General features: G+C 51.1%; 21 protein-coding genes. 8 read left to right on the top strand and 13 right to left on the bottom strand.

All coding sequences use genetic code 11. The features are described from left to right. Positions 1-151 precede the first annotated feature (151 nt). The 5 genes from ACFSUF_RS06590 to leuC all read right to left on the bottom strand — a co-directional run bounded on the left by ACFSUF_RS06590 (position 152) and on the right by leuC (position 7,230). Positions 152-2,869: an S-layer homology domain-containing protein gene (locus ACFSUF_RS06590; RefSeq protein WP_377601326.1), complete on the bottom strand. Its 2,718-nt coding sequence runs from the start codon at positions 2,867-2,869 to the stop codon at positions 152-154. Positions 2,870-2,939: 70 nt separating this feature from the next. Next, positions 2,940-3,506, bottom strand: coding sequence for a GerMN domain-containing protein (locus tag ACFSUF_RS06585; protein ID WP_377601324.1), 567 nt, complete (start codon positions 3,504-3,506; stop codon positions 2,940-2,942). Between the two features lie 12 nt (positions 3,507-3,518). Further along, positions 3,519-4,937: an N-acetylmuramoyl-L-alanine amidase gene (locus tag ACFSUF_RS06580; protein WP_377601322.1), complete on the bottom strand. Its 1,419-nt coding sequence runs from the start codon at positions 4,935-4,937 to the stop codon at positions 3,519-3,521. A gap of 233 nt (positions 4,938-5,170) precedes the next feature. After that, entirely contained in the window at positions 5,171-5,776 is a 606-nt protein-coding gene (leuD, locus tag ACFSUF_RS06575) for a 3-isopropylmalate dehydratase small subunit (protein ID WP_377601319.1), read from the bottom strand. A 32-nt stretch (positions 5,777-5,808) separates the two neighbouring features. Then, entirely contained in the window at positions 5,809-7,230 is a 1,422-nt protein-coding gene (gene leuC / locus ACFSUF_RS06570) for a 3-isopropylmalate dehydratase large subunit (RefSeq protein ID WP_377601318.1), read from the bottom strand. A gap of 134 nt (positions 7,231-7,364) precedes the next feature. Here leuC and ACFSUF_RS06565 point away from each other — a divergent pair, with 134 nt between their 5' ends. Continuing rightward, positions 7,365-8,291 (top strand): LysR family transcriptional regulator, encoded by a 927-nt coding sequence (locus tag ACFSUF_RS06565; RefSeq protein WP_377601316.1) that lies wholly within the window; start codon positions 7,365-7,367, stop codon positions 8,289-8,291. Here ACFSUF_RS06565 and ACFSUF_RS06560 read toward each other — a convergent pair. After that, complete coding sequence (locus ACFSUF_RS06560) at positions 8,285-9,082, bottom strand: carbon-nitrogen family hydrolase (protein WP_377601314.1); 798 nt, start codon at positions 9,080-9,082, stop codon at positions 8,285-8,287. The two genes, ACFSUF_RS06565 and ACFSUF_RS06560, sit on opposite strands and share 7 nt — an antisense overlap. Before the next feature lie 177 nt (positions 9,083-9,259). Here ACFSUF_RS06560 and ACFSUF_RS06555 point away from each other — a divergent pair, with 177 nt between their 5' ends. Then, positions 9,260-10,444, top strand: coding sequence for a pyridoxal phosphate-dependent aminotransferase (locus ACFSUF_RS06555; protein ID WP_377601313.1), 1,185 nt, complete (start codon positions 9,260-9,262; stop codon positions 10,442-10,444). A 63-nt stretch (positions 10,445-10,507) separates the two neighbouring features. Here the strand turns inward: ACFSUF_RS06555 and ACFSUF_RS06550 are convergent, their stop codons facing one another. Genes ACFSUF_RS06550 through ACFSUF_RS06540 form a run of 3 tightly spaced genes read right to left on the bottom strand, consistent with a single transcriptional unit; the run spans position 10,508 to position 12,513 of the window. Continuing rightward, complete coding sequence (locus ACFSUF_RS06550) at positions 10,508-11,422, bottom strand: DNA-3-methyladenine glycosylase family protein (RefSeq protein WP_377601311.1); 915 nt, start codon at positions 11,420-11,422, stop codon at positions 10,508-10,510. Then, positions 11,388-11,942, bottom strand: a complete 555-nt coding sequence (locus tag ACFSUF_RS06545; RefSeq protein WP_377601309.1) for a methylated-DNA--[protein]-cysteine S-methyltransferase — start codon at positions 11,940-11,942, stop codon at positions 11,388-11,390. Before ACFSUF_RS06545 ends, ACFSUF_RS06550 begins: the two co-directional genes overlap by 35 nt. Further along, complete coding sequence (locus ACFSUF_RS06540; RefSeq protein ID WP_377601307.1) at positions 11,935-12,513, bottom strand: bifunctional transcriptional activator/DNA repair enzyme AdaA; 579 nt, start codon at positions 12,511-12,513, stop codon at positions 11,935-11,937. The genes ACFSUF_RS06545 and ACFSUF_RS06540 overlap by 8 nt, the downstream gene beginning before the upstream one ends. Positions 12,514-12,986: 473 nt before the next feature. On the opposite strand from ACFSUF_RS06540, the gene proB reads away from it, so the two are divergent. Genes proB through mtnB form a run of 6 tightly spaced genes read left to right on the top strand, consistent with a single transcriptional unit; the run spans position 12,987 to position 18,901 of the window. After that, positions 12,987-14,087, top strand: a complete 1,101-nt coding sequence (gene proB / locus ACFSUF_RS06535; RefSeq protein ID WP_377601305.1) for a glutamate 5-kinase — start codon at positions 12,987-12,989, stop codon at positions 14,085-14,087. 33 nt (positions 14,088-14,120) lie between these two features. Continuing rightward, positions 14,121-15,368: a glutamate-5-semialdehyde dehydrogenase gene (locus ACFSUF_RS06530; protein ID WP_377601303.1), complete on the top strand. Its 1,248-nt coding sequence runs from the start codon at positions 14,121-14,123 to the stop codon at positions 15,366-15,368. Positions 15,369-15,403: 35 nt separating this feature from the next. Further along, complete coding sequence (gene proC / locus ACFSUF_RS06525) at positions 15,404-16,252, top strand: pyrroline-5-carboxylate reductase (RefSeq protein WP_377601301.1); 849 nt, start codon at positions 15,404-15,406, stop codon at positions 16,250-16,252. Between the two features lie 2 nt (positions 16,253-16,254). After that, on the top strand, positions 16,255-17,523 hold the full coding sequence (locus ACFSUF_RS06520) for a 2,3-diketo-5-methylthiopentyl-1-phosphate enolase (RefSeq protein WP_377601299.1): 1,269 nt from the start codon (positions 16,255-16,257) through the stop codon (positions 17,521-17,523). Next, positions 17,520-18,230 (top strand): 2-hydroxy-3-keto-5-methylthiopentenyl-1-phosphate phosphatase, encoded by a 711-nt coding sequence (locus ACFSUF_RS06515; RefSeq protein ID WP_377601296.1) that lies wholly within the window; start codon positions 17,520-17,522, stop codon positions 18,228-18,230. The genes ACFSUF_RS06520 and ACFSUF_RS06515 overlap by 4 nt, the downstream gene beginning before the upstream one ends. A gap of 26 nt (positions 18,231-18,256) precedes the next feature. Further along, positions 18,257-18,901 (top strand): methylthioribulose 1-phosphate dehydratase, encoded by a 645-nt coding sequence (gene mtnB, locus ACFSUF_RS06510; RefSeq protein ID WP_377601294.1) that lies wholly within the window; start codon positions 18,257-18,259, stop codon positions 18,899-18,901. Positions 18,902-18,959: 58 nt separating this feature from the next. Here the strand turns inward: mtnB and ACFSUF_RS06505 are convergent, their stop codons facing one another. From ACFSUF_RS06505 to ACFSUF_RS06490, 4 genes are all read right to left on the bottom strand, one after another. Next, positions 18,960-19,451 carry a YcxB family protein gene (locus ACFSUF_RS06505; protein WP_377601292.1) on the bottom strand — a complete coding sequence of 164 codons (492 nt, stop codon included), beginning with the start codon at positions 19,449-19,451 and terminating at the stop codon, positions 18,960-18,962. Positions 19,452-19,533: 82 nt separating this feature from the next. Continuing rightward, positions 19,534-20,790: a molybdopterin-dependent oxidoreductase gene (locus ACFSUF_RS06500; protein ID WP_377601290.1), complete on the bottom strand. Its 1,257-nt coding sequence runs from the start codon at positions 20,788-20,790 to the stop codon at positions 19,534-19,536. Between the two features lie 154 nt (positions 20,791-20,944). Continuing rightward, positions 20,945-22,489: an ABC transporter substrate-binding protein gene (locus ACFSUF_RS06495; protein WP_377601288.1), complete on the bottom strand. Its 1,545-nt coding sequence runs from the start codon at positions 22,487-22,489 to the stop codon at positions 20,945-20,947. A gap of 77 nt (positions 22,490-22,566) precedes the next feature. Continuing rightward, a complete protein-coding gene (locus tag ACFSUF_RS06490) occupies positions 22,567-23,478 on the bottom strand; it encodes a carbohydrate ABC transporter permease (protein ID WP_377601287.1) in 912 nt (303 codons plus the stop codon). Positions 23,479-23,489: the final 11 nt, after the last annotated feature.

Below are 23,489 nucleotides of genomic sequence, written 5' to 3'. Positions count from 1 at the left end.
GAATCTTTAGGTAATTATCAACTTATTCCGGCATGATTTTGCGAATTTTTTGGGAACATTCGGGGTTCACAAGAAAAAACCGCCAAAACCATAGAAAACTTCTTCTAGGCTAAGACGGTTTTTACGCCAAAAGGTTTCATCTTTCGGGAATCTATTTTTCGATCTCGACAACTTTTCCATCTTGCAAATATACGACTACATTGTCATTTTCTTTCAAATCGTTCAGGGTAAGGACTTGATCGCCTTTGTGAATATATACGCCTGCACGCAGCTGAAATTGATATGGAGCAGTCAGGCTGGAACGTTTGAAGCTAATGATGCCGTTCCCTTCATTCGGGTTCCAGACGGTTTTCCTTTCTCCGCTCAGCACGTAGGCATGAAAAGTTCCGTCATTTTCAGTGTACGCATAAATCCGGTCTCCCGCCGACAAGCTCTGCAAATTGGCAGAGACGGTTCCGTTTTTGGTTACTTTCACTTTCGAACCGGCATCCACTGACTTCGTCTGATTGGCATAATCTTTCACGGTCAGCCTGTTCGAGGCGGTGTCCATCGTTACGACGGAACCTCTCAAAAAGGCTGCTGCGCGGATGCTGCTGACCGTATTTCCCCAGTAGGTAATAAATACAGGCTGGCCTGCAGCAAAATCAGCAAGGGCTGCCGCCTCTTTTTTTTCCTTAAAAAGCGTTACGCTTGGTGTAATCTGTAGGTAAGTTGTGCTTCCGCTCTCATCCTTTACCTGAAGCTTATTCAAATTCGTATCCTTGGCAAGCACTTCCGCCATGACAACGCGTTCCATACGGATGACGGATACTTTATCCTGCGACGAATCCAATACAAGCTGCACCCGGTCTCCAGCCTTCACATCAGCAAATACAGCGGATGACCTGCTCAAGTCCTCGACCCTCGGAGATGAGTATCCGAACGTCAGAACTTCGTTATCCGGTGTAACTAAAGTAATCTTGCTAAGGGCCGTGTCCACTTTCTGCACAGTCCCGTCAAATTGGCCGGCAAGCTCAATCCTTACAAGCCGGGATCCGGAGGCAATCACATTGACAAACCGGTCCTTTGTAAACATCCCTGCAAAAAGCTGCAGCGGAAGCTGCTGGCCGTCCCCGATAATCTTAGTCCGCTCATTGACATCATAAGAATACTTTTTGCCCGCAGCATCCGTTATAATCAGGAATTTGGCATCATTGAAATAGATTTTCGCACGTGTGAAAGACTGGACTTCTCTACCCGTCAAAATGAATTTCGTCACCTGTTTGCGGCCCTGCTCGTCATCTTTGAGCTCTAGATTTACCGTATCCCCCGATTCCAGGTCATCCAGAACAGCGGAAGGTAAACCTTTGATGGAAACGGAGTAGGAGCTGCTAATTTCAAATGCGGCCAAATTCCCGTCTGCTTTGCGGATGGTGACTGTCTTCTTATCGGCGGAGACGGAAGTTAATGTCCCGGATGCACCTGTAACCTGACGCTTAGACACCGTAATTGAGGTAACTGTACCGTTCTTCACTTCATACGACAGCGTGTCTCCAGTCTGAAGCTCGGAAAGCTTGGAGAAATAGGCGTCTCCGTAACGGATGGAAACCGTCGGAGAAACAGGGTACACTGCGGCAGTTCCGGCAGCATCCTTTACTTGAATCGTAGAGGAAGCGGAATCAGCCGAAACAAACGTCCCTTGAGCCTGCAAGTTTACCGGAGCTTTCTTAAGGGTGATCAGTTGAACTTTAGGTTGTTTAGTAAAGGTGTCTCTGCCGATTTCGACTTGCGAATCGGCAGAAAGCGCGTCGATCCCGACCTCCGAGCCGTCTGCTTTCACCACTTTCAATGTTTCCGAGTATGGATAAATCTTGTAGTCCCCGTCAACATTCAACACCAGCTCTTTGTCCTTGGCATTAAATTTCACAAAGGTGCCCGCGGTTTTCTCCAGCTGAATAGCGTCATCGGTTGTCTCCACATAACTTGCAGCCGATCCGTTACCGATGACATATACCTTGGTGTATAGCTTTAAAGCTGCGGAAGTAATCGGATTAGTTTGGTCTTTATAGGTGAAAAATAAAGTTTTATCCGAAAAGGTATAAGATTTAACATTACCATTCGCATCCGCAAGCGAAATCCCTTGTTCTGTTCTGTCTACCAATACCGCTTCGAACACTTTCGGATTTTTCGTGCCAAGGTTGGATTCAGCGCGGCTTAGGAATGTCGCCATTTCCGCACGGCTTACCTTACCTGCAGGCCGGTAAGTTTGATCGGATGTGCCCGAGACGATTTTCAATGCTGCAGCTGCATTTACATAACCTCTGTACTCTTTGGAGATGGAAGTGCCGTCTTTGAAAACGGAAGCGGCGTCTTTCATGGAATCGGCCACGTTTTCTTTGTTAATGGAACGTATTACGATTTTAGCGACCCAATCTCTCGTGGCGGTTTGTTTCCCCCAATCCTTGTCCAGGCCCGGGCGCATCTCCTCTTCTTTAGCCAATAGTCCATGATCAAATGCCGCGGCGACATACGGTTTGGCATATCCGCTTACCTGGAACGTATCCGGAAAATTGACCGAATCCGCTTGTTTCAGTTCTTTGTCCAGTCCCATCAAACGAACGGCCATAATTACGGCGTCCTGCCTGGAAACTGTGGCGGCAGGATTGAACCTGCCGTTATTCCCGCTGATTATGCCAAGCAAGGATAGCTTTGCGATATGTTTTTGAGCCCAGTGGCCCTTAATTACATCCTGAAAAGGCGTTGCGGAAAGAACTGGTGCAGGGCTGCTTTGTGAAGCGGCGCCTGCAGCGTAAGCGCTGCCTGAAAAGAGCATAGCGGAAAGTGTGACACCGACACCAAGCTGCTGCCATGCTTTACGTTGAATAACCATCGTGTGAATCTCCTCTCTGATTGAAAAACCTCCCTATCGAAATTCGACCGGGAGGGTAATAATTCCTGCTTTATGGGCGCTTGATCGGATGCTGCAAATCCACATGGCCCAGCAACGACTCCACCGCAGCGCCTTCTTTCAGTATATCGATGGACTGCACTTCATTAAATTGAAATAACACCTTCTGGATGGCTTGCAGAGCTAACTGCTCTCCCGGTGCCCCTAAGTCCGGTCCTTCTTCTAGTTTCACATCTACAGTCAACTTCCCTTGAGACAAAACGGCAGATGAAAAATCAACGCCTTTCCACAAAGGGAAGTCGGAAGGGTTGTCGGATTCCGTCAATGTGCTGAGGGCGGCTATATACTTGCCCTCCTCGTTTGTGAAACGGATTTCTTGACTCCGCTCCACCAAATCAAGCACTTGATCATCCGCAGCATACGTTTTGATGGTAAGCACGGTTTCTTGCTTTGCTGCATCGCCCGATGTGGTATTTGAATCCGTAGACGTAGACGTTTCTGGAGCCGCGCCTTGATGATTGGCTGAACCGGCCTGAGCCGTATCTGCAGGTTTTTCGCCGCAGGCGGAGAGCAGCAGGGCGCACATGGACATGGATATGACGGCGGATTTAATCTTCACAAGGCAACCCTCCTAGGAAATGTTGAAGTACTCTTTGATGGATTGGACAATCGCTTCCGCACATTTCTGCTGATAACTTTCGCTCTTCATTTTGGCTTCATCGGACGCATTAGATAGAAAACCAAGCTCAAGCAGTACGGCCGGCATCTTTGTTTCACGGACGACGTGGAAATTCTCTACACGAACTTTCCGGTCTGACATATTTGTAGCCGCCAAAAGATTCTTATGAATGATTTTAGCAAACGCCCCGCTGTTCTGGTGCAGGTAGTAAGACTCTATTCCCGTAGCTTTACTGCCTACAAGGCTGTTTCCGTGGATCGAAATAAACAGGTCGGCTTTCGCATTGTTCGCCAATGCGGAGCGGTCGCTCAGCGTTGGATAGGTATCGCCCGTACGCGTCATGATGACCTGAAGTCTCGGTTCTTGCTCAAGCAGTTTATTCACTTTCAAGCCTACAGCCAGAGTAAATGCCTTTTCTCTATATCCCGTAATGCCGGATGCTCCCGGATCCGTACCTCCATGTCCAGGATCGATCACTACCTTGTAACGGGACGAGGACGGCGGAGTAACCGCAGCTGTCAATGAAATGATAACCTGCTGCAACGAACTGTCATAAGTGACTTGATGATTTGATTTGCTTTTCAGATCAACTACGATCCGAATGATATTCTCCTCTTCGGAATACAAAGAGAAGCGCAATTTCGAGATGATAGGATGGTCGACCGCCATTTCTCCGGAGTAAGGAGCTACGAGCGATCCCGATCCGTTATACTGAAGAAAATCCGGTAAAAAGTCCGTTGCCGGCAAATCTACAACAATCCTGTCAGGGTTGTCCAGCTTAAAGGAGGACGGTGCTACCGCGCCATCAGTCTGAACGATCACACTGTCCCCCTGCAGGTAAATATCCTGAATTTGGGCGAGGACAGCTCCCGGGTCAGACGGAAGCTCCGTTCCCGGCTCTTCCGGCGGTGCAGGTTCCGTAACCGGCGGTTCCGGCTGGACAGGCTCGCTGCGTTGTAACAGGACTGCGTGATTCTTAGCATCCCATAGAACTTTCAGCCCCATGTTCTCGCCGATGAAACGCAAAGGCAGCATCGTCCGGTTCTGAACTATCAACGGGCTTGCTGAAAGCTTGTAAGGCTGCCCGTTAACTTCCGCGTCCTTACTTCCAATATGTAGGATGATTTCAAGACCTTCATTTAAGACCGTAACTTCTTGGGTAGGTTTGTCCCATGTAACGTCAGACCCTAACTGTTCAGCAATTACCTTAATTGGTACCAAGACCGTGCCATTGACTAGCTTAGGCGCCGTATCCGACTTAAGTTCCGTACCGTCCAAAAACAGCTTGATTTGTGAATTTGCACTCGCCATCGCAGGCAACAGCAACAACAACATGGACAGTAAGGTTAAAACAGCAACAACCTTTTTCATGATGCACCTCTTCTTCCTGTTTTGTAGGTTACTGTCCTGTTCAGATCGACCTCTAGTGATTCGAAAATGCTAGAATAGGGTAAAAATAGACAGTAAAACCATTCATTCGACTTCGCAGCCTTTATATTAGACGACAAACTATGGAAAAAGTTGCGGTATTTTATAGAAAAAAAGAGCCTTTCCTCACCTCCCAATACAGGGCGGCAGGAAAAGGCTCTATTATTTGTCAATTCTTATTTGTACGCCAATCTGGATTGATGCTGCTGTTCATAGGCTTCAATTGCATCCTCATGCTGGAGTGTCAGGCCGATATCGTCCAGACCCTGCAGGAGAAACTGCCTGCGGTGCTCGTCAAGTTCAAACGGGATGGTTAATCCGAGGCTGTCTTGAATCGTCTTGTTTTCCAGATCAACAGTCAGCTGATAACCTTCGTTCGCTGCCGTGCGCTGGAAGAGCTCCTCTACTTGCTCTTCAGACAGTTTGATCGGCAGGATGCCGTTCTTAAAGCAGTTATTATAGAAAATATCCGCATAGGACGGAGCGATAATGACCTTGAATCCGTAGTCCAAAATTGCCCATGGCGCATGCTCGCGGGAAGAGCCGCACCCGAAATTAGCCCGGGAAAGCAGCACAGAAGCCCCTTTGTAACGGTCCTTGTTCGGTTCAAAGTTCGGGTTTACTTCTCCGTTCTCGAAAAATCTCCACTCGTAAAACAGGAATTGCCCGAATCCGGTGCGCTCGATGCGCTTAAGAAATTGCTTAGGAATAATTGCATCCGTATCGACGTTGACGCGGTCAACAGGTGCTGCAATGCCTGTAAATTGTTTGAACGGTTCCATGTAGTGTATCTCCTTTCGCTTTCCTCTATCGATTACGCGGTAACTTCCGATTTAAATTCCCATTCGCGTACATCCACGAAGTGCCCGTGAATCGCCGCAGCCGCAGCCATAGCAGGCGATACCAGATGTGTCCGGCCTCCGCGTCCCTGGCGGCCCTCAAAGTTACGGTTGGATGTGGATGCGCAGCGCTGTCCCGGTGTCAATACGTCCGGATTCATCGCAAGGCACATGGAGCAGCCCGCATCGCGCCATTCAAAACCTGCTTCGATAAACACCTTATCCAAGCCTTCCTTCTCGGCTTGCAGTTTCACACGGCCGGAGCCCGGTACTACCATCGCCTGTACGGAAGGATTTACTTTATGACCTTTGGCAACCGCAGCTGCAGCCCGCAGATCTTCAATCCGTCCGTTCGTGCAGGAGCCGATGAAAACGACATCCACTGCCAGATCCGTCATAGGCGTTCCTGGCGTTAATCCCATATATTCGATAGCCTTCTCAGCTGCTTTCCGTTCATTTTCCGTCGGGAAGGATGCCGGATCCGGTACATTTGCCGTCACTTCCGTACCCATACCCGGGCTGGTTCCCCAGGTTACTTGCGGCACCAGTTGTTCCGCATCGAATTCTACTACGCGGTCATAGACTGCACCTTCATCCGTAGTCAGCTGTTTCCACTCTTCTACCGCAGCGTCGAAAGCCGCACCCTGAGGTACATATTCACGCCCGCGGAGATATTCGAAAGTAGTCTCGTCCGGTGCGATCAGTCCCGCTCTTGCACCCGCTTCGATCGACATGTTGCAGACAGTCATGCGCTCTTCCATGGATAGGCCGCGGATCGCTTCTCCTGTGTATTCAATAACATAACCTGTAGCAAAGTCCGTTCCGTATTGTGCGATTACTCCTAGAATCAAGTCTTTAGCGGTTACACCCGGCTTCAGGCGGCCGTTAATGCGCACTTCCAAAGTCTTAGCTTTGGACTGCTGCAGACATTGGGTAGCGAGTACGTGTTCCACCTCGCTTGTGCCGATCCCGAACGCAAGCGCTCCGAAAGCACCGTGCGTAGACGTATGGCTGTCTCCGCATACGATCGTTTTGCCCGGATGGGTCAAACCGATTTCAGGACCCATTACGTGAACGACACCTTGGTCAATGTGATTGAGGTCAAATAAAGTAACGCCGAAATCCGCACAGTTCTGCGACAAAGTATCAATCTGCTGCTTGGAGATAGGATCGGTAATGTTAAACCGGTCTTTGGTAGGAACGTTATGGTCCATCGTAGCAAACGTCAGATCCGGACGGCGGACTTTCCGGCCGCTCAAACGGAGCCCTTCGAACGCTTGCGGGGAAGTTACTTCATGCACCAGCTGCAGGTCGATATAAATAATGCTGGGCTTTCCCTCTTCCTGATAGATGACATGCTTATCCCAGATTTTCTCGAATAAAGTTTTGGCTGACATCGTGATCACCTCTTAAGATCAATCTCTCATTTTATTGATATAACTGTACCATTTCTTTCTTGATTGTTCCAAGATATAATATCTATAAGCTTGATAGATATTAACTATAATGAATACGAATAGGCAGGTGCCCCGTGGAATTCCGCCAGCTGCAATATGTCATCCAAATCGCCGCAGAGAAGAACTTTTCCCGTGCCGCAGAGAAGCTTCATATCGCACAGCCGTCATTGAGCCAGCAGTTGTCCAAGCTCGAGAAAGAAATCGGAGTTCTCTTATTTCAGCGCAGTACGAACTCTGTGGAATTGACTCATGCGGGAAGTGTATTTGTAGAGAAAGCCCAGAAGATCATCGATGCCGCAGAACAGCTAAAACTGGAAATGGCGGATATTTCAAACATGCGAAAGGGTAAGCTGGTCATCGGATCCCTGCCGATTACCGGATCCCATATTCTGCCCCTTGTGCTTCCCGTGTTCGGCAAAAAATACCCGAATATCGAGGTTGCGCTGATCGAAGAATCTACAGCCAATCTGGAGCAGCTCGCTTCGGCGGGGCGTACTGATATTTCTCTTTTAACGCTGCCCCTGCTGGAACAATCGCTCACGTATGAGACGCTGATTGAAGAAGAAATCTGCCTTGCTATCCCGGAAATGCATCCGCTCTCCGCTCACAAATCAAGCAGCGGCATTCTGATAGCGGATTTGAAAAGCGAACCGTTTATCGTGCTGAAAAGAGGCCAGGGGTTCCGTAAAATTGCCATAGATCTTTGTGAAGAGGCCGGTTTCTCCCCAAATATTGTGTTTGAAAGCAGTAATATAGAAACGGTACAATCCCTTGTAGCTGCCGGGATGGGCGTGGCGTTCGTACCTGAAATGATGACCAGGCCTCAAGGGAGCGATTTCATGCCTGGGTACATAAGGCTGAAACGTCCTGACGGGACTACGCCATCGCGGACGCTCGTTATCGCATCGCGAAAAGGCCGCTATCTTTCGAAAGCGGCCGAGGCATTTATAAGTACACTGTCAGATGTCATGCTGGAATATGATCGGGCCCGGAATCAGTAGAGCTGCGGGCGACGGTCTTCAAATACCGGGATGCGCCCCCGCACCTCATCGGTGAGGGACAAATCCGCCGTTCCGCGGACAATTTCTTCGCCCTCTCCGCCTTCCGCGATAATTTCGCCCCAAGGGTCGATGATCATGGAATGGCCGAAGAATTCGGTGGTTCCGCTCGTACCCACACGGTTGCAGGAAACGACATACATCTGGTTTTCAATGGCTCTCGCCATGAGCAGCGTACGCCAATGGTGCAGACGCGGATGCGGCCACTCCGCCGGAACGAACAAGATGTTAGCCCCTTCCAGCGCTAAGCGCCGCGACAATTCAGGAAAACGGATATCATAGCAGATCATCGCTCCGGCCTGGACGCCATCCAAAGTGAAATGGCCCGGGCGGTCTCCGGAAGCGAGGAATTTCTCTTCATCCATCAGCCGGAACAAATGGATTTTGGAATAATCTGCTGTAAGTTTGCCTTCGCGGTCGAACATATAGATCGTGTTTTTGACAGCGCCGTTATCCAAATCGGCTATGGATCCCGCGATCACATTCACGTTATGCTTACGGCAAAATTCCGAGATGACACTTTTGGTCCGCTCGCCTTGCCTGTCCGCAATATCGTGAATCCGGTCCAGGGCGTAGCCTGTGTTCCACATTTCCGGGAACATAAGAACATCGGGCTTGACGGAGCCCTGCATTGCTTGTTCCATTTTGCTCAGAAGATGCTCAAAGTTCCGGTCCGGTTCACCGATGTGGATATTCATTTGAAGTAAGGCTATATTTAGTAAAGGCTTGGTCATTATATCGCACTCCCTAACTCTTTTGTTACTACTATCTTAAACGGTACGAAGGCGAAGTCAATCCTTTACAATATAAGCTGCTTCCATTGCCGATATTTCCTATAAGATAACTATACTTTGTTCAGAAAACATGATAAATTTACTGTACCTAACACCTATTTAATGGAGTGAATATGTATGAAACCGACTACCCTATCCATCACACCGGCTGAGCGGATGCAGCATCTGCCTTCGCAGTTTTTCGCAGGTTTGGTTAAAAAAGCGAATGCCCAGATCTCATTGGGCCATGATGTGATCAACTTAGGACAAGGCAACCCGGATCTGCCGACCCCGCCGCACATCGTCAAGAAGCTTCAGGAAGAGGCCGCCAACCCTCTGTATCATAAGTATCCGCCGTTCAGCGGTTTCCCTTTCCTGAAAGAAGCGATTGCGCAGCGGTATAAGGAAGACTATAACGTGGATCTCGATCCCGAAACCGAAGTAGCGATTCTGTTCGGAGGCAAAACAGGTTTGGTGGAAATCAACCAAATCCTTCTGAATCCCGGCGATGTTTGCCTTGTTCCTGACCCGGGTTATCCGGATTATTGGTCAGGTGTGGCGCTTTCAGGAGCAGAAATGAAGATGATGCCGCTTAGAGAAAGCAACGCGTTTCTGCCGGATTACACTGCCCTTTCCCCTTCCGATCTGGACCGGGCTAAGCTCATGTTTATCAACTATCCGAACAACCCGACGGCAGCGGTGGCTCCGGCATCGTTCTATGAAGATACGGTGCGGCTGGCGGAAAAGCATAATATCGTGGTTTCCAGCGATTTCGCATACGGAGCCATCGGGTTTGACGGCAAACGTCCGGTAAGCTTTTTGGAGACACCGGGCGCTAAAGAAGTCGGCGTAGAGTTTTATACGCTGTCCAAAACCTACAACATGGCCGGCTGGCGCGTTGGCTTCGCCCTCGGCAACAAAGAAGTGATCCGCCTCATCAATTTGATGCAGGATCACTATTATGTTTCCCTGTTCGGCGGCATTCAGGCTGCGGCCGCCGAGGCGCTGACAGCTCCGCAAACCTGTGTCGCGGAGCTGGTGTCCACCTACGAGCAGCGGCGCAACGCGCTGTTCGGCGCACTGACCGGAATCGGCTGGGAAGCCCCGCCGTCCCGGGGCTCTTTCTTCACGTGGTTGCCCGTTCCGAAAGGGCATACCTCCGTGTCCTTCGCCGACCTGCTGCTGCAGGAGGCGAAGGTGGTCGTGGCGCCGGGCGTCGGCTTCGGCGCGCACGGCGAAGGCTATGTGCGCCTGGGGCTGCTTGCGCCCGAAGCGCGATTGCGGGAAGCGGCCGAGCGTATCGGCAAGCTCGGACTGTTCTAAACGCACCAAGGGGCTGTTCCAGGATAGGGAAACCTATCGGAACAGCCCCTTGATATTTTTGATTCATGCCAGCGTTCTCCATAAGTAAAAGGTAAGGTAAGCCTCCCAGCCTTTCCAGCCGGAAAACAACTCCCTAAGCTGCGATTCTGTCGGCTTCTTTTCCATATTCAGAAGCTGTTTAACGGCATTGAGTAAACCGGCGTCGCCGACGGGAAACGCGCCAGGGTCGCCCAAACACCGCATAAGCACGTAATTGGCGGTCCAAGGGCCGATTCCCTTAATGTTCAGAAGGGTCTTCTCCATCACATGAAAATCCCCCATGGCTAACAACGAGTCACGGCTAAGGTCGCCTGCCGCCATTCTTCCGGCAACCTCCATAATCGCAGCTGCCTTCATCCGTGTCAGCTGAAGCCCCCCTAGTTCCTCTCTGCTTGCCGCAAGCAGCTGCTGCGGTGTCGGAAACATACGGTACAAGGTCCCCTCCCACATGAAAGAACTCCCATAGGCTGTCGTCAGCCTTTCCTTCAACGTATAAGCGAAACTCAGATTGACCTGCTGGCCGAGTACCGCCCAACAAACCGCTTCGAATAAATCCGGAATCCCTACGATCCGGAGACCGTAAAAACTCCGCACAACCTCTCCGAACAATCCGTTGTTCTGGGCCAGAGCATAAAAGGGGACCAGATCTCGATCAATATCAAACCAGCACCGGAGGTAGTCCCGCAATTCCTTCTGCTCTCGTTCTGACAACGGACCGCCATGAAGTACCGTGACTCCAAGCTCGTAATCGCTGCGGCTCCTTATGGCAACAAGAACCTCGCGCGTTCCCAGCCGGAGCAGCCTTCGTACTTCTCCATCAGCAATCTTATAAAGGCACTCCTTATCGGATCTGGCCATGTACTGAAGGCAGGAGTCGAAACGAAAATCTGAGGAAACCGGCAGTTCAAAAGAGAAAACGGGCATGTCCGGCCGGCTCAATCGGCTCCACCCCTTCCAGCTCCAGCAGCCTGGTCTTGATCGTAAGCCCACCCCTGTAGCCGACCAACGTTTTGTTGGAACCTACCACCCTGTGGCAGGGCAGCACAACCGGAACCGGATTGGCCCCGTTCGCTGCACCTACGGCCCTGACTGCCTTAGGTCTCCCAATCGCTTCCGCCACCTCGCGGTATGTGCGGACTTCCCCATGCGGTATGCGCCCCAATGCCTTCCATACTTCCAGCTGAAATGGCGTTCCCCATAAATCCAAGGGAATGCGGTCAAATGAAACAGGCATCCCTGCAAAATAATCCTCCAGCGCCTCTATGACCCCAAAGCGTTCAAACAAATCCCGGTTTTCTTCCAACCTCGCACCTGGCTTGTGTTTCATAATCCAAGGCAGCACACTCTCCAGTTCATCATGCGGAAAGAGAATCCGGCATACCCCTAGTTCCGTGGCCAGCAGCGTCCACGATTCCCCTGCCGCTTCCAATACCGTCAAATGGATCACATGTTCACTCATCAACACTTACTCCTTTCCTGTGCATTTCCCTGTATTCAGTAGGGGAGAACCCTGTTTCTTTCCCGAACCACGCGGCAAAGTGGGATGCGGTCCGAAAACCGGTGCTTGCGGCAACCGCGGATACCGGGTCCGACCCATGATCCAGCATATTCCGTGCAATTTCCAGTCTCGCGATTTTTAACTGATCCGCCGGGCTGTGCCCTCTTACCCGTTTATACAACCTTTGCAGATGAAAAGGACTTACCGCCAGCTCTTCAGCCAGCGTCGCTAGGGTTACATTCCCTGAAGCCCCGGATTTGATCAGCTCGTCTACACGATCCGCTATCCGTTCATCGGGGCTTTGCCTGCCCGGTTCTTCGGGTTTACATCGCTTACAGGGCCGGTATCCGGCCTTTACCGCTTCCTGGACCGACTTCACAAAAGAAACATTCTCGCGGTAAGGCGTCCTTGCCCGGCAGGATGGCCTGCAGACAATTTTGGTCGTTTTTACACATGTATAATACACGCCGTCAAAGGTTTGTTCTTTCTTCTGTACGGACTCATAAATCTCGTCAAACAGCTGTTGATCCATATGATCACCTCATGTCGCAAGTATAACCCGAAGGCCCCCTACAGAAAAGCATTCAGGACTACGACAGCAAGATTTCGACAGGATTTTGTGTGCTTGGCCGGCAGTGAAAATATATATACCAAAACGTCGCGCGGCCGCTAGAAACCGCCTTTACAAACGTTACCAGCCGTGCTATTCTATTGTACAAATCAAAACGTATTGACGGGGCCAGTAGAAAAGAACGACGTGTGCAGAGAGTAAATTCCCGGGCAGCCGGGCTGTGAGAATTTACCTTGTCCCTTTTTGAAACCTACCCCCGAACGGTCAACGCACGTTGAACAGCGCCTCTGTTACCAGGCCCCAAGTTGGACGCTCCCTCTCGCCTTGGCGAGGTTGTGCGTCAATGAAGGTGGTACCGCGGAAGCCCAAGACTTTCGTCCTTTATATGAAGGACGGGAGTCTTTTTTTGTATAGTTTAAGGAGATGATGTTCCCATGCGGAGGATTGTTGTCAAAATCGGGAGTTCCTCCCTCACGTCCGATGAAGGAGGTTTGAACCGGGAGAAAATTGCGTTTTTTGCCGGTGAGCTCGCTGCAAGAAAACAAGCCGGAGATCAGGTGCTGCTGGTAACCTCCGGAGCCGTAGCCGCGGGTTTCAGGGCCATCGGTTACTCCTCAAGGCCGAAGGCTGTCCATGAGAAACAAGCCGCAGCAGCCGTCGGCCAGGCACTGCTGATGCAGGCCTATAACGAAGCGTTCTCGGCGTACGGCATCGGAACCGCCCAGGTGCTGCTCACCCGCTTCGACTTCTCCAACCGGAAGCGTGTCAACAATGCGCTGATGACCGTGAATGAACTGCTCAGCCGCGGTGCGGTCCCGATTGTAAACGAGAACGATACGGTAGCGGTCGATGAGCTGAAGTTTGGGGACAACGACACGCTTTCCGCGCTTGTTGCCAATCTGTGCAAAGCGCAGCAGCTGGTCATAATCACGGATACCGACGGCCTCTATACCGCAGACCCGCGCAATAACCCGGATGCCAGGAAGCTGGAGCGGATCGATGCGGTGACGGATGACATCTACCGGATTGCCGGCGGGTCGGGTTCCAGCGTCGGAACAGGGGGCATGCGCTCCAAGGTGGAAGCAGCACGCATCGCAATGCGAGGAGGCATTCCCGTATTTGTCGGACGCGTCGCCGAACCGGGGGACCTGCAAACGGCAGTTTCGGGAGACGGCAAAGGCACTTACTTCGATACGAAACAGCATAATTTATCAACAAAGAAGCAATGGCTCGGGTTTCATTCCCAACCAAGCGGTCAGGTGATGGTGGACGAAGGTGCGGAAGCGGCACTGCGTTCCGGGGGCAAGAGCCTTCTGCCTGTAGGTGTCAGGGAGGTTAGCGGCGAATTTCATCCCGGCGACGTGATCGAGGTCATCAACCGTTCGAACCTTCCCGTAGGCAGGGGCGTTTCTAATTATGCCTCGTGGCAGGTGCGTGCCGTTGCCGGCCTTTCGACCGATGAAGTCCAAAAACGGGTTGATGTTCACCGGATCGAAGTCATTCACCGTGACGAGTGGTTTACGCTAAGCCCTTAGAAGGCGAATTTATTTCATGGGAGGTTCTATACGATGAGTGAAGTGAGAACGAAAGCCGGCCTAGCCAAGCAGGCCGCTGCAGTACTGAACAATGTAACGACTGCCCAAAAGAACGAGGCGCTGCTTGCGATGGCGGACCGCCTGGTTATGGAAACAGATTCGATAATTCTGGCTAACGGCAAAGATTTGCAGCGCGGCCGGGATACCGGCATGAGCGTTTCTCTTCAGGACCGCCTTGCTTTGGATCCGCAGCGCATCGAGGCCATGGCCGAGGGTCTCCGTCAGGTGGCGGAGCTTCCCGATCCGGTTGGCGACGTGTTGGAGGCGTTCGACCGGCCGAACGGGCTGTCGATCCGTAAAATCCGAGTCCCGATCGGCGTAGTCGGGATGATTTATGAGGCCCGCCCGAATGTTACTGTGGACGCGGCCGGACTATGTCTCAAGACAGGCAACGCCGTCGTGCTTCGCGGCGGATCGGCTGCGCTGCACACGAACGGGCGCATCGTTGAGGTGCTGCATGCAGCTCTGGCGGATACCGCCCTGCCGCCGGAAGCGTTGCAGATCATCGAGAACGCCGACCGTTCGTCAGTGGACGAGATGCTGAAACTGAACGGCCTGCTCGACGTGGTGATCCCTCGCGGCGGCCAATCCTTGATCACGAACGTGGTGATGAATGCTACAGTTCCGGTCATCGAGACCGGCGCGGGCGTGTGCCACACGTTCGTGGATCAATCAGCGCTGCCGGCGATGGCGGAAGCGATCGCCGTCAACGCGAAAGCACAGCGCCCATCGGTGTGCAACTCGATGGAGACGCTGCTCGTGCATGCCGCCTATGGCGAAGCCGACTTCGCCCGCCTGGCGGAAGCGCTGCGCGCCGCAGGCGTGGAAATCCGCGGCTGCGAGCAAACTGTCCGCCGGCTGCCATGGGCGAAGCCGGCGTCCGAGGAGGATTGGGGCACGGAGTACAACGACTACGTTCTCTCCGTGCGCGTTGTGGATGGCCTGGATGAGGCAATGGCACACATCCGGCGGTACGGCACGATGCATTCGGAGTGCATCGTGACCGAAGACGCAGCCAACGCGGGCCGTTTCCTTCAGGAAATCGACGCCGCCGCTGTGTATCATAATGCTTCCACCCGGTTCACGGATGGGTTCGAGTTCGGATTCGGAGCCGAGATCGGCATCAGCACCCAGAAGCTGCATGCCCGCGGACCGATGGGACTGCCTGCCCTCACATCGACCAAATTCAAAATCACCGGAAGCGGTCAAGTCCGGGGTTAAGTATAGATTTGCATTCACGAACGGAGGAACAAGCAATGAGTGTATCCTTAATAGAACAACGAATTTGCTTTTATGGGGCGGGATCCATTGCCCAAGCACTGGTACGCGGCCTGCTGGCAAAGCAGAAAACCCTGCCAGGCAACTTGTCGCTGCTGAATCGCAGCGGTTCGGACCGGCTGCAGAACTTAAGAAATGTATACGGCGTCCGTGTGACCGGAACGGCTGAAAGCAAGCAGCGTTATGTCAGTGAAGCCGATATCATTGTCCTGGCTGTCAAACCGGCCGACTGTGAAACCGCATTGGCCGAAATCAGACCCTATATCAGGGAAGATCAAATGCTCATTTCCGTAGTCGCCGGTTTGGCTATAGAGACAATCGAGAGTATACTGGAACTAAAGCTGCCGATCGTTAGAACTATGCCTAACACTTCCAGCACCATCGGTTTCGGCGCTACCGGAGTGTCGTTCTCTTCTTCCGTTACTGGTCCGCAGCGGGAAACCGCGCTGGAAATGTTCGAATCGATCGGAACCGTTACCGTAGTGGAAGAACGGCTGCAAAATCTGGTCACCGGCGTTTCGGGATCGGGTCCTGCCTATGTGTATTATCTGATGGAACAGCTGACTGCTGCTGCTATGGAAGGCGGAATGGATGCCGAAACCGCAAGAGAGCTTACGGTCCAAACGTTCTTGGGCGCAGCCCAAATGGTACAGATCACAGGCGAGGATCCTGCGGAACTGCGCAGAAAAGTAACCTCTCCGAATGGGACGACACAGGCTGCCTTGGAAGTTTTGGCTGAATACAGGTTTGCCGAGGGCTTTAACCGGGCTGTACTCCGGGCAAGCGAACGTGCAGCTGAGATGGGAGCCATGATTGGGAGGAACTAGCATTGAATGAATATTGCCTAGCGGTTTACCGCATTTATGACGACAAAGCCGATTTTCATAAAAAAGCCGAAGGAATTGCCGTCGGCCTGACCGTTGGAAGCTGGACGGATCTGCCGGAAGCCCGCAAAGAGGAAATGCAAAAGCATCTTGGACGGGTTGTATCCGTTGATATTTATGATGAGGCCGGCACAGAACGGTATGCGGATATAGCGATCGCCTATCCTGACGTGAACTTCAGCCGGGATATCCCTGCTCTATTGGTAACGGTGTTCGGCAAGCTGTCTATGGACGGCAAAGTGAAACTGATGGACTTGAAGTTCAGCCAAAGGTTTATGAGTGCATTCAACGGACCTAAGTTTGGTCTGCCGGGTGTGAGGAAACTGCTGGGCGTACAGGACCGTCCGCTGCTGATGAGTATTTTCAAGAGCGTCATCGGCCATGATCTGGAAGCTTTGCAGGAGCAATTTTACCAGCAGGCGCTCGGCGGCGTAGACCTGATTAAAGATGACGAAATCCTGTTCGAGAACCCGCTGACGCCGATCGAGCGGCGTGTAGAAGCATGCATGAAAGCGGCCCGCCTGGCAGAACAGGAAACCGGGCAAAAGCTGCTGTATGCCGTCAACCTGACCGGACCGACTTCCAATCTTGCCGCTCAAGCGAAGAAGGCGATTGATGCCGGGGCCAATGCTCTGCTGTTCAATGTCCTGGCTTACGGTTTCGATACGCTGCATGAGCTTGCTTCGAATCCGGAGATTTCGGTTCCCATTGCAGCGCATCCTGCCATGGCCGGAGCGATGTATCCGTCGCCGCATTATGGAATTTCTGCCAAAGTGCTGCTGGGTAAGCTGATGCGGCTTGCCGGCGCAGACCTTGTCCTCTTCCCTTCGCCTTATGGCTCTGTAGTCATGCCGAAGGATGAGAATCTGGCGATCCGGGAAGTGCTCTTAACGGAAGACGTTCCAAACAACTATCTGTTCAGCCTTTCGGCTGTTCCATCCGCAGAACTTCACCTGAAACCAAGTGTTCCCGTCCCATCAGCAGGCATTCATCCCGGCCTGGTTCCTTGGATCATCAGAGACTTCGGTACCGATGTAGTAGTTAACGCAGGCGGTGGCGTCCACGGCCATCCGATGGGAGCGGCAGCCGGCGGAAGAGCTTTCCGCCAGGCGATCGACGCTGTACTCAGCAGCATGACTCTAACAACTTATGCGGAGCAGCCGCAGAACGCGGAACTAGCCGCAGCTATACAAGCTTGGGGGGTTAAACAATGAACAACATGAGCACACACACAGAAGAAACCTCCGTAAACACCGGCTCGAAGCAGCCGGTGTTGTTTTGCGATTTTGACGGAACCATTACGGAAAATGACAACATCCTCGCCATTATGGAGCACTTTCAGCCTGAAGGATGGAAGGAGATGGTAGACAAGCTGACTTCGAAACAGATTTCGCTTATGGACTGCGTAGGGTCCATGTTCCGACTGTTCCCTTCTTCCATGCGGGATGAAGTTGCCTCATTTGCCATCAACAATGCCAAGATCCGGGCAGGTTTTGAAGAACTGCTGGCCTATTGCAAGGAACAGCACATTCCTTTTCTCGTTACGAGCGGCGGGATCGATTTCTTCCTGAAGCCGATCCTTGCTCCATATGAATCCAGCATAGACCGCATTTACTGCAACGGGAGCGATTTCAGCGGGTCCCATATGGAAATCTTGTGGCCTCATGCATGCGATGCGGAATGTGTGAACCAAGGCTGCGGGATGTGCAAAACGTCGATCATCCGGTCTTTCGCTTCCGATCAGTATTTCCGTATTTTAATCGGGGACAGCATTTCCGATTTCGAAGGGGCTAAGATCGCAGATCTCGTCTTCTCCCGCTCCCATTTAACGGAATTATGTGAAGAACTGCAGCTGCCGCACATTGCATTCGGCACGTTCCATGATGTGCTGGGACATTTGAAAAAGGCGGTTACCCGCTAGATTGAAGTAACAGGAGGAACATACATTTGGATAATAAAGTGATACAGCTGGAGCAGAAGCAGCGAGCATACGCTCAATTAACCGAAGTGAAAACACAGTTTGCTGCCAGAGGGTGGTTTCCGGGCACGAGCGGGAACCTATCCGTACGAGTCGGGGACTTTCATCCGGAACAGTTCACCTTTGCGATTACAGCCAGCGGAAAAGATAAAGCCGTCCATACGCCGGAGGATTATCTCCTTGTTGACCAGAACGGCAAACCTGTGGAAGCGACGGGCTTAAAACCTTCCGCAGAAACCTCCATCCACTGTGAAATTTACCGGTTGACGGGCTGCGGCGCTATTTTTCATGTGCATACGGTGTTCAACAATCTCGTTTCGGAACTGTATTGGGATCGCGGCAGTATACCGGTAGACGGTGTGGAACTGATTAAAGCGTTCAACATTTGGGATGAGGAAGCGCAAATTGAAATCCCTATTGTACCTAACTATGCTGACGTGCCGACGATCGCGCCATTGCTCGAAGGTGCCATGAAGCCGCGGATACCCGGCATTATGCTTCGCAAACACGGAATTTATGCCTGGGGAGCCGATGCATTCGAAGCGAAACGGCACCTGGAAGCTTTTGAATTTCTATCCGAATATGCTTATAGGCTGTACTTGGCCAGAAAATAGTGCCTTATACAAAAACCTGCCGGAGGCTAGCTGCCCCGGCAGGTTTTTGTGTTATCACTTATTGTAATTTATCTAAAAAGTGCTCCAGAGCGGCTTCATTCTCAAAACTTCGTTTTGGGATCACGTTCGCTCTACCCGAAGCAGCCATCAAATACAGATAATCCTCGGTTTGATCCACGCGCAGAATCTGTTTGCGTTCGGTAATAATTTCGCCGGCACCGCTTCGCTCCACAATCTGATTTGATGTCACCTTCAAACTATGCTCTCCCAATATATCGTTAAACTGTCCTTGACGTATCATTTTTTGAAGGCTTCTTCTCGTCCTTCTTTCCAGGATCAGCGGGTACAATAAAGCCCATACGACAGCAATGACGGCAAAAAAGGCGAATCCAGCCGTATTCAAGCGAAGAACGAAAGGAACGATCAGGAAGATAATCGGAGAAGCAAATTGCTGTACCCGTGTCATACGGCGTACTGTAGGCGAATGCTTCAACACATATAAATTGGAACGGACGATATCTTCTTCCGTCAGTTGAAACCGAATTTCCATAATGCAGATTCAAACTCCTTATTAGTTAACTAGCTTGCCCATCGGTTCATCATAGCATAAGAAGCATCAGCATGTCTAAAATCTATACCCAGGCATCGTTATCGTAGCCGCGCTCTTCCCAGTAACCGATATGCGGCTTGTCGATCAATTCGACGCCATTGAGCCATTTCACAGATTTATAGGCATACATTTTGGGGACTACGAGCCTCACGGGGCCCCCGTAGTCCGCTGATATCGGCTTTCCGTCATGAAGAACGGCAACCAGAACATCCTCCATCCAGGCCTGCTCCAAGCTCAACGCATCCGTATACACTCCATCGCCGGAATAAAATTTCACGTACTTCGCGGAAGCTTTAACTCCGGCCTGGTCCAGAAGCTGACGCAGCGGAATGCCCTCCCAGGTGTTTTTATAAACGGACCAGCCTGTTACGCAATGAAAATCGCTGACCTGCACCTCCCGTTTAATGGCCAGAAACTGTTCCCAGTTCAAAGTCATAGCCTTATCGACAAGCCCCTTAATCGTGAACTGCCAGCTATCCGAAGAAAACGAGGGGATTGGCGTAACCGTGTATACCCGAAAGTTCCCTTGCGCCCCTCCGCCGATAAGGGCCTTTGACTCCGGCAGAGGCTGGGGGGCCGGCAGCATCCGGTTCGCATCCTCCCCTGGAAGTGCGGCCGGCTTTCCTCCACCGCTTCCCGTAAATGTATTGCCGATCCAACGAAAGAAAGAAGGCCCTACGACTACAGCCAGCACACCTGCCATTCCCCATTTCAAAAAAGCCCGCCTGTCATATCTGGGGCTGCCGGTGATTACCGGCCTTTGCCTGCGGGAGGCAGTTCCCTCCTCCGAAACCATGTCCGATTCCGCAACAATCGTCCGCTTGGCAGGCACCTTCATCCAGCGCATCCGTGTAACGGAGTGATAGATCACATAAGGAATACCGATCCAGGTAAACGCATCGTGGATCAGTAGAGCTATGTTGCTCCAGGCAGGAGGCAAATACTTGAACAGCCAAAGTACGATACCTGACAGGATCCAGCCGAGGGTCAGAAATAAAACAACACCCAAATTCATTTTCTGACCCGGTTTGGATCGAATCTGCTTCAAGTGTTTGATGAAGTATGGCACATAGATCAGCAAAAGAACAATCGTACCCAAACCAATCCAAGTATGAACATGTTTCAGCCAGACCCGGGTCTCCCCTAAATCCCCCCTGATAGCCCCGATCGACAGCACAATGCCCGTTACCGCAAGAATCAGCACGGCCCATGCGTTCCAGCTGTGAAGCCGCACCAGGGTCTTCCCCATCTTGGGCAGCCAGGCCCGTCTCTTCTCCATATACCTTCAACTCCGTTCTGTACAATAAGTTCTTAGTACATCAATATACCATAAGAAGTTAAATTAAAACTGAACGATCTATTACAAAAATATTACAAACCTTATACAAACATGAGAAAACCCTGAACTTAGCGTCCAGGGCTTTGCTTCATGCTTATTTGGCGGTTAAGAATGCATCAAATTGTTTTTGCTTTTCAGCAATGACTTTATCCAAGCCCGATGCCTTTTGTTTACTGATATATTTCGGCAAAACTTCTTCCGGATCTACCGCTCCCGTTTCCAAACCGGCTGTAAATTCAGCACCGACATTGGTCAGGACAGCCATCTCGGATTTTACAGGTTCCGGATCGAACGTAAATCCAAGTCCGATCGACGGTTTGGCGCTTGCATTAAATTTACGGAATTCCTCCCATTTGTTCGGATCTTCGTTATCCCATAGATAGCTCAGGAATTGATCCCCGAACATCCAGGCGGAACCATGGTTATAAGGCCTGTTTGCAGGGTCCGCACCGTCCGGCAGTTTAATCACATTGTCTCCCGCTTTTACAAAATGCTTCCCTTCAATTCCCCAATCCAGCAGGTTCAGGAGCTCCTTATCGGAATGCAGCAGGTTGATCAGCATCATCGCTCGTTCCGGGTTACCGGAAGTTTTGGAAATGCCAAGCATCGAATTCGTTGTGTCTCCAGTTGTAATCACCGGTGGAGCAATCTCAATTTGGGTTAAAGGAAACCCGATGGATCCTTCCATTTCTTTATCTTTTCCCGGTTTCAGGCTCTCTGGCCACATGAATACTTTTCCTGTTTTCGCCGTTTCATTCGCTTGCAGTTTTGAAGTGGCAGCATCTTTGTTAATGTAACCTTTAGTATACCAGGAGCGCATAATTTTCAAAGTTTCCATGTAAGACGGATCTTCCATCCGGTTTACGATTTTCGTGGAGGTTTCAGCGGCTTTGATTACACCGGGAATAGCTGCATCTCCCAACGAATCCCATTCTGTAATGTAAGTAGGAATCGTTTGGGTTGATGATTCGAACAGCGGTGTCATGCCGGGCTCGTTCTCCTTCACAATCTTCAGAAACGGCTCCAGATCGGCAATCGTTTTTACGTTAGAAAAGTCCATTTTGTATTTATCGGCAATATCTTTACGTACTAATACACCGCGGGATGCCGCAATTTCTTTGTTTGTAGGGATCGCATACAGTTTGCCGTTAATTTTGGCGCCTTTCAGAAAATCAGGATTGATTGTTTTGATAATGTCTTGTCCATATTTCTCAAGCAGCCCGTCCAGTTCTACGAAAGCGCCTTTTTTGACATTTTGGGAATGGCCGTTCCAACTGGCTGTAAACACAACGTCGGCCGGCTCGCCGGAAGCGAACATCAGGTTCATTTTATCGTTCCAAGCCCCCCAATCAACAGCCTGCAAGTCGATAGTCGCATTGATTTTCTGGGTCAGCAGCTCGCTCATTTTCTCTTCTACTTCTTTCTCGTCAGGCTGCTCGGTTCCAGGATAAATCAAGGTTAATTTATAAGGCTTTAAATCTGTGTTTCCGTTTGCGGCGTTTGTGCCAGCATTAGCATTTCCTTTGTTGTCGTTCGTTCCACCGCTGTTCACTGGGCTGTTATTGTTCCCGCCGCATGCCGTCAGCAGAAGCGATGTGCCGAGTATGGCGCTGAGCAGGATGTTCCATCGTTTGTTCATGGTAGAGCCTCCCTTTTCTTAGTACATCATATATGCTATCCAGCAAACCTGGGAATAGCTGTTTTTGGCATTTCCGATCAGCCTTTGATAGCGCCGACCATCAAACCTTTAACGAAATAACGCTGAAAGAACGGATAAGCCAATACGATCGGGCCAATCCCGATAATGCACATCGCCATCCGGACCGTCTCCGAAGGGAGTTCCAAGATGGATCCGCCCTGCGATGCACCTTGGGCAGCCTGCGAGTTCGAAGTGAGGTACTGGATGTTCAGCATCGTCTTATACATCAGATATTGAAGCGACACTTTAGAACTATCCGTGATGTACAGCAGGCTCATAAACCAATCGTTCCAATAGTTCAGCGTGGTAAACAATCCGACAGTGGCCAGAGCAGGCGTTGAGAGTGGAAGCACAATCCGGAGAAAAATCCGGAACTCCCCCGCCCCGTCGATTTTGGCTGACTCAATCAGCTCGCCGGGCAAGCCTTTGAAAAAGGTTCGCAAAATCAGGACGAAGAAAGGTCCAACCATTAAAGGAATAATGAGTGCCCACAGGCTGTTTTTCAAGTCCAGCATTTTCACATAAACCATATACCAGGATACAAGCCCGCCGTTAAACAGCATTGTGAAGAACACAAGGAACGAGAACAGCTTGCGGTGCGGAAAGTCGTTACGGGCGATGGGATACGCATACAGTGCCATGAACAGTACGCCAAGCACGGTCCCTGCGATCGTGACAAACAACGTCACCCCGTAAGAAGTGAGGATTTGACCGGAATCGCGGAATAGGTACTCATATGCATAAGTGCTGAATTTTTCAGGAATGAATTTATATCCGTTGGCAAGGATCGTTTTTTCATCCGAAAAGGAAACCGAGATGACGAGAATGACCGGAATAAGGCATAACAGTGTTACAACTGCAAAGAAAAGATGAATGAGGCTGCCGGTGAACGGGCTTACCGAATTCATGCTGCGGCTCGTATGGAACATGGAAAGCCCTC

This window comes from Paenibacillus gansuensis (assembly GCF_042684925.1).
In the GTDB taxonomy this organism is placed as follows: domain Bacteria; phylum Bacillota; class Bacilli; order Paenibacillales; family DY6; genus Paenibacillus_N; species Paenibacillus_N gansuensis.
This window is presented reverse-complemented; position numbering and strand designations above follow the sequence as displayed.

Excerpts from the sequence above, each read along its gene's own strand:
- ACFSUF_RS06500 (WP_377601290.1), bottom strand. The coding sequence starts at position 20,790 with ATGGAGAAGAGACGGGCCTGGCTGCCCAAGATGGGGAAGACCCTGGTG.
- ACFSUF_RS06530 (WP_377601303.1), top strand. The coding sequence starts at position 14,121 with ATGAGTGAAGTGAGAACGAAAGCCGGCCTAGCCAAGCAGGCCGCTGCA.
- leuD (WP_377601319.1), bottom strand. The coding sequence starts at position 5,776 with ATGGAACCGTTCAAACAATTTACAGGCATTGCAGCACCTGTTGACCGC.
- ACFSUF_RS06560 (WP_377601314.1), bottom strand. The coding sequence starts at position 9,082 with ATGACCAAGCCTTTACTAAATATAGCCTTACTTCAAATGAATATCCAC.
- proC (WP_377601301.1), top strand. The coding sequence starts at position 15,404 with ATGAGTGTATCCTTAATAGAACAACGAATTTGCTTTTATGGGGCGGGA.
- ACFSUF_RS06490 (WP_377601287.1), bottom strand. The coding sequence starts at position 23,478 with ATGTTCCATACGAGCCGCAGCATGAATTCGGTAAGCCCGTTCACCGGC.
- ACFSUF_RS06555 (WP_377601313.1), top strand. The coding sequence starts at position 9,260 with ATGAAACCGACTACCCTATCCATCACACCGGCTGAGCGGATGCAGCAT.
- ACFSUF_RS06590 (WP_377601326.1), bottom strand. The coding sequence starts at position 2,869 with ATGGTTATTCAACGTAAAGCATGGCAGCAGCTTGGTGTCGGTGTCACA.
- ACFSUF_RS06495 (WP_377601288.1), bottom strand. The coding sequence starts at position 22,489 with ATGAACAAACGATGGAACATCCTGCTCAGCGCCATACTCGGCACATCG.
- ACFSUF_RS06505 (WP_377601292.1), bottom strand. The coding sequence starts at position 19,451 with ATGGAAATTCGGTTTCAACTGACGGAAGAAGATATCGTCCGTTCCAAT.
- ACFSUF_RS06515 (WP_377601296.1), top strand. The coding sequence starts at position 17,520 with ATGAACAACATGAGCACACACACAGAAGAAACCTCCGTAAACACCGGC.
- proB (WP_377601305.1), top strand. The coding sequence starts at position 12,987 with ATGCGGAGGATTGTTGTCAAAATCGGGAGTTCCTCCCTCACGTCCGAT.
- leuC (WP_377601318.1), bottom strand. The coding sequence starts at position 7,230 with ATGTCAGCCAAAACTTTATTCGAGAAAATCTGGGATAAGCATGTCATC.
- ACFSUF_RS06580 (WP_377601322.1), bottom strand. The coding sequence starts at position 4,937 with ATGAAAAAGGTTGTTGCTGTTTTAACCTTACTGTCCATGTTGTTGTTG.
- ACFSUF_RS06545 (WP_377601309.1), bottom strand. The coding sequence starts at position 11,942 with ATGAGTGAACATGTGATCCATTTGACGGTATTGGAAGCGGCAGGGGAA.
- ACFSUF_RS06540 (WP_377601307.1), bottom strand. The coding sequence starts at position 12,513 with ATGGATCAACAGCTGTTTGACGAGATTTATGAGTCCGTACAGAAGAAA.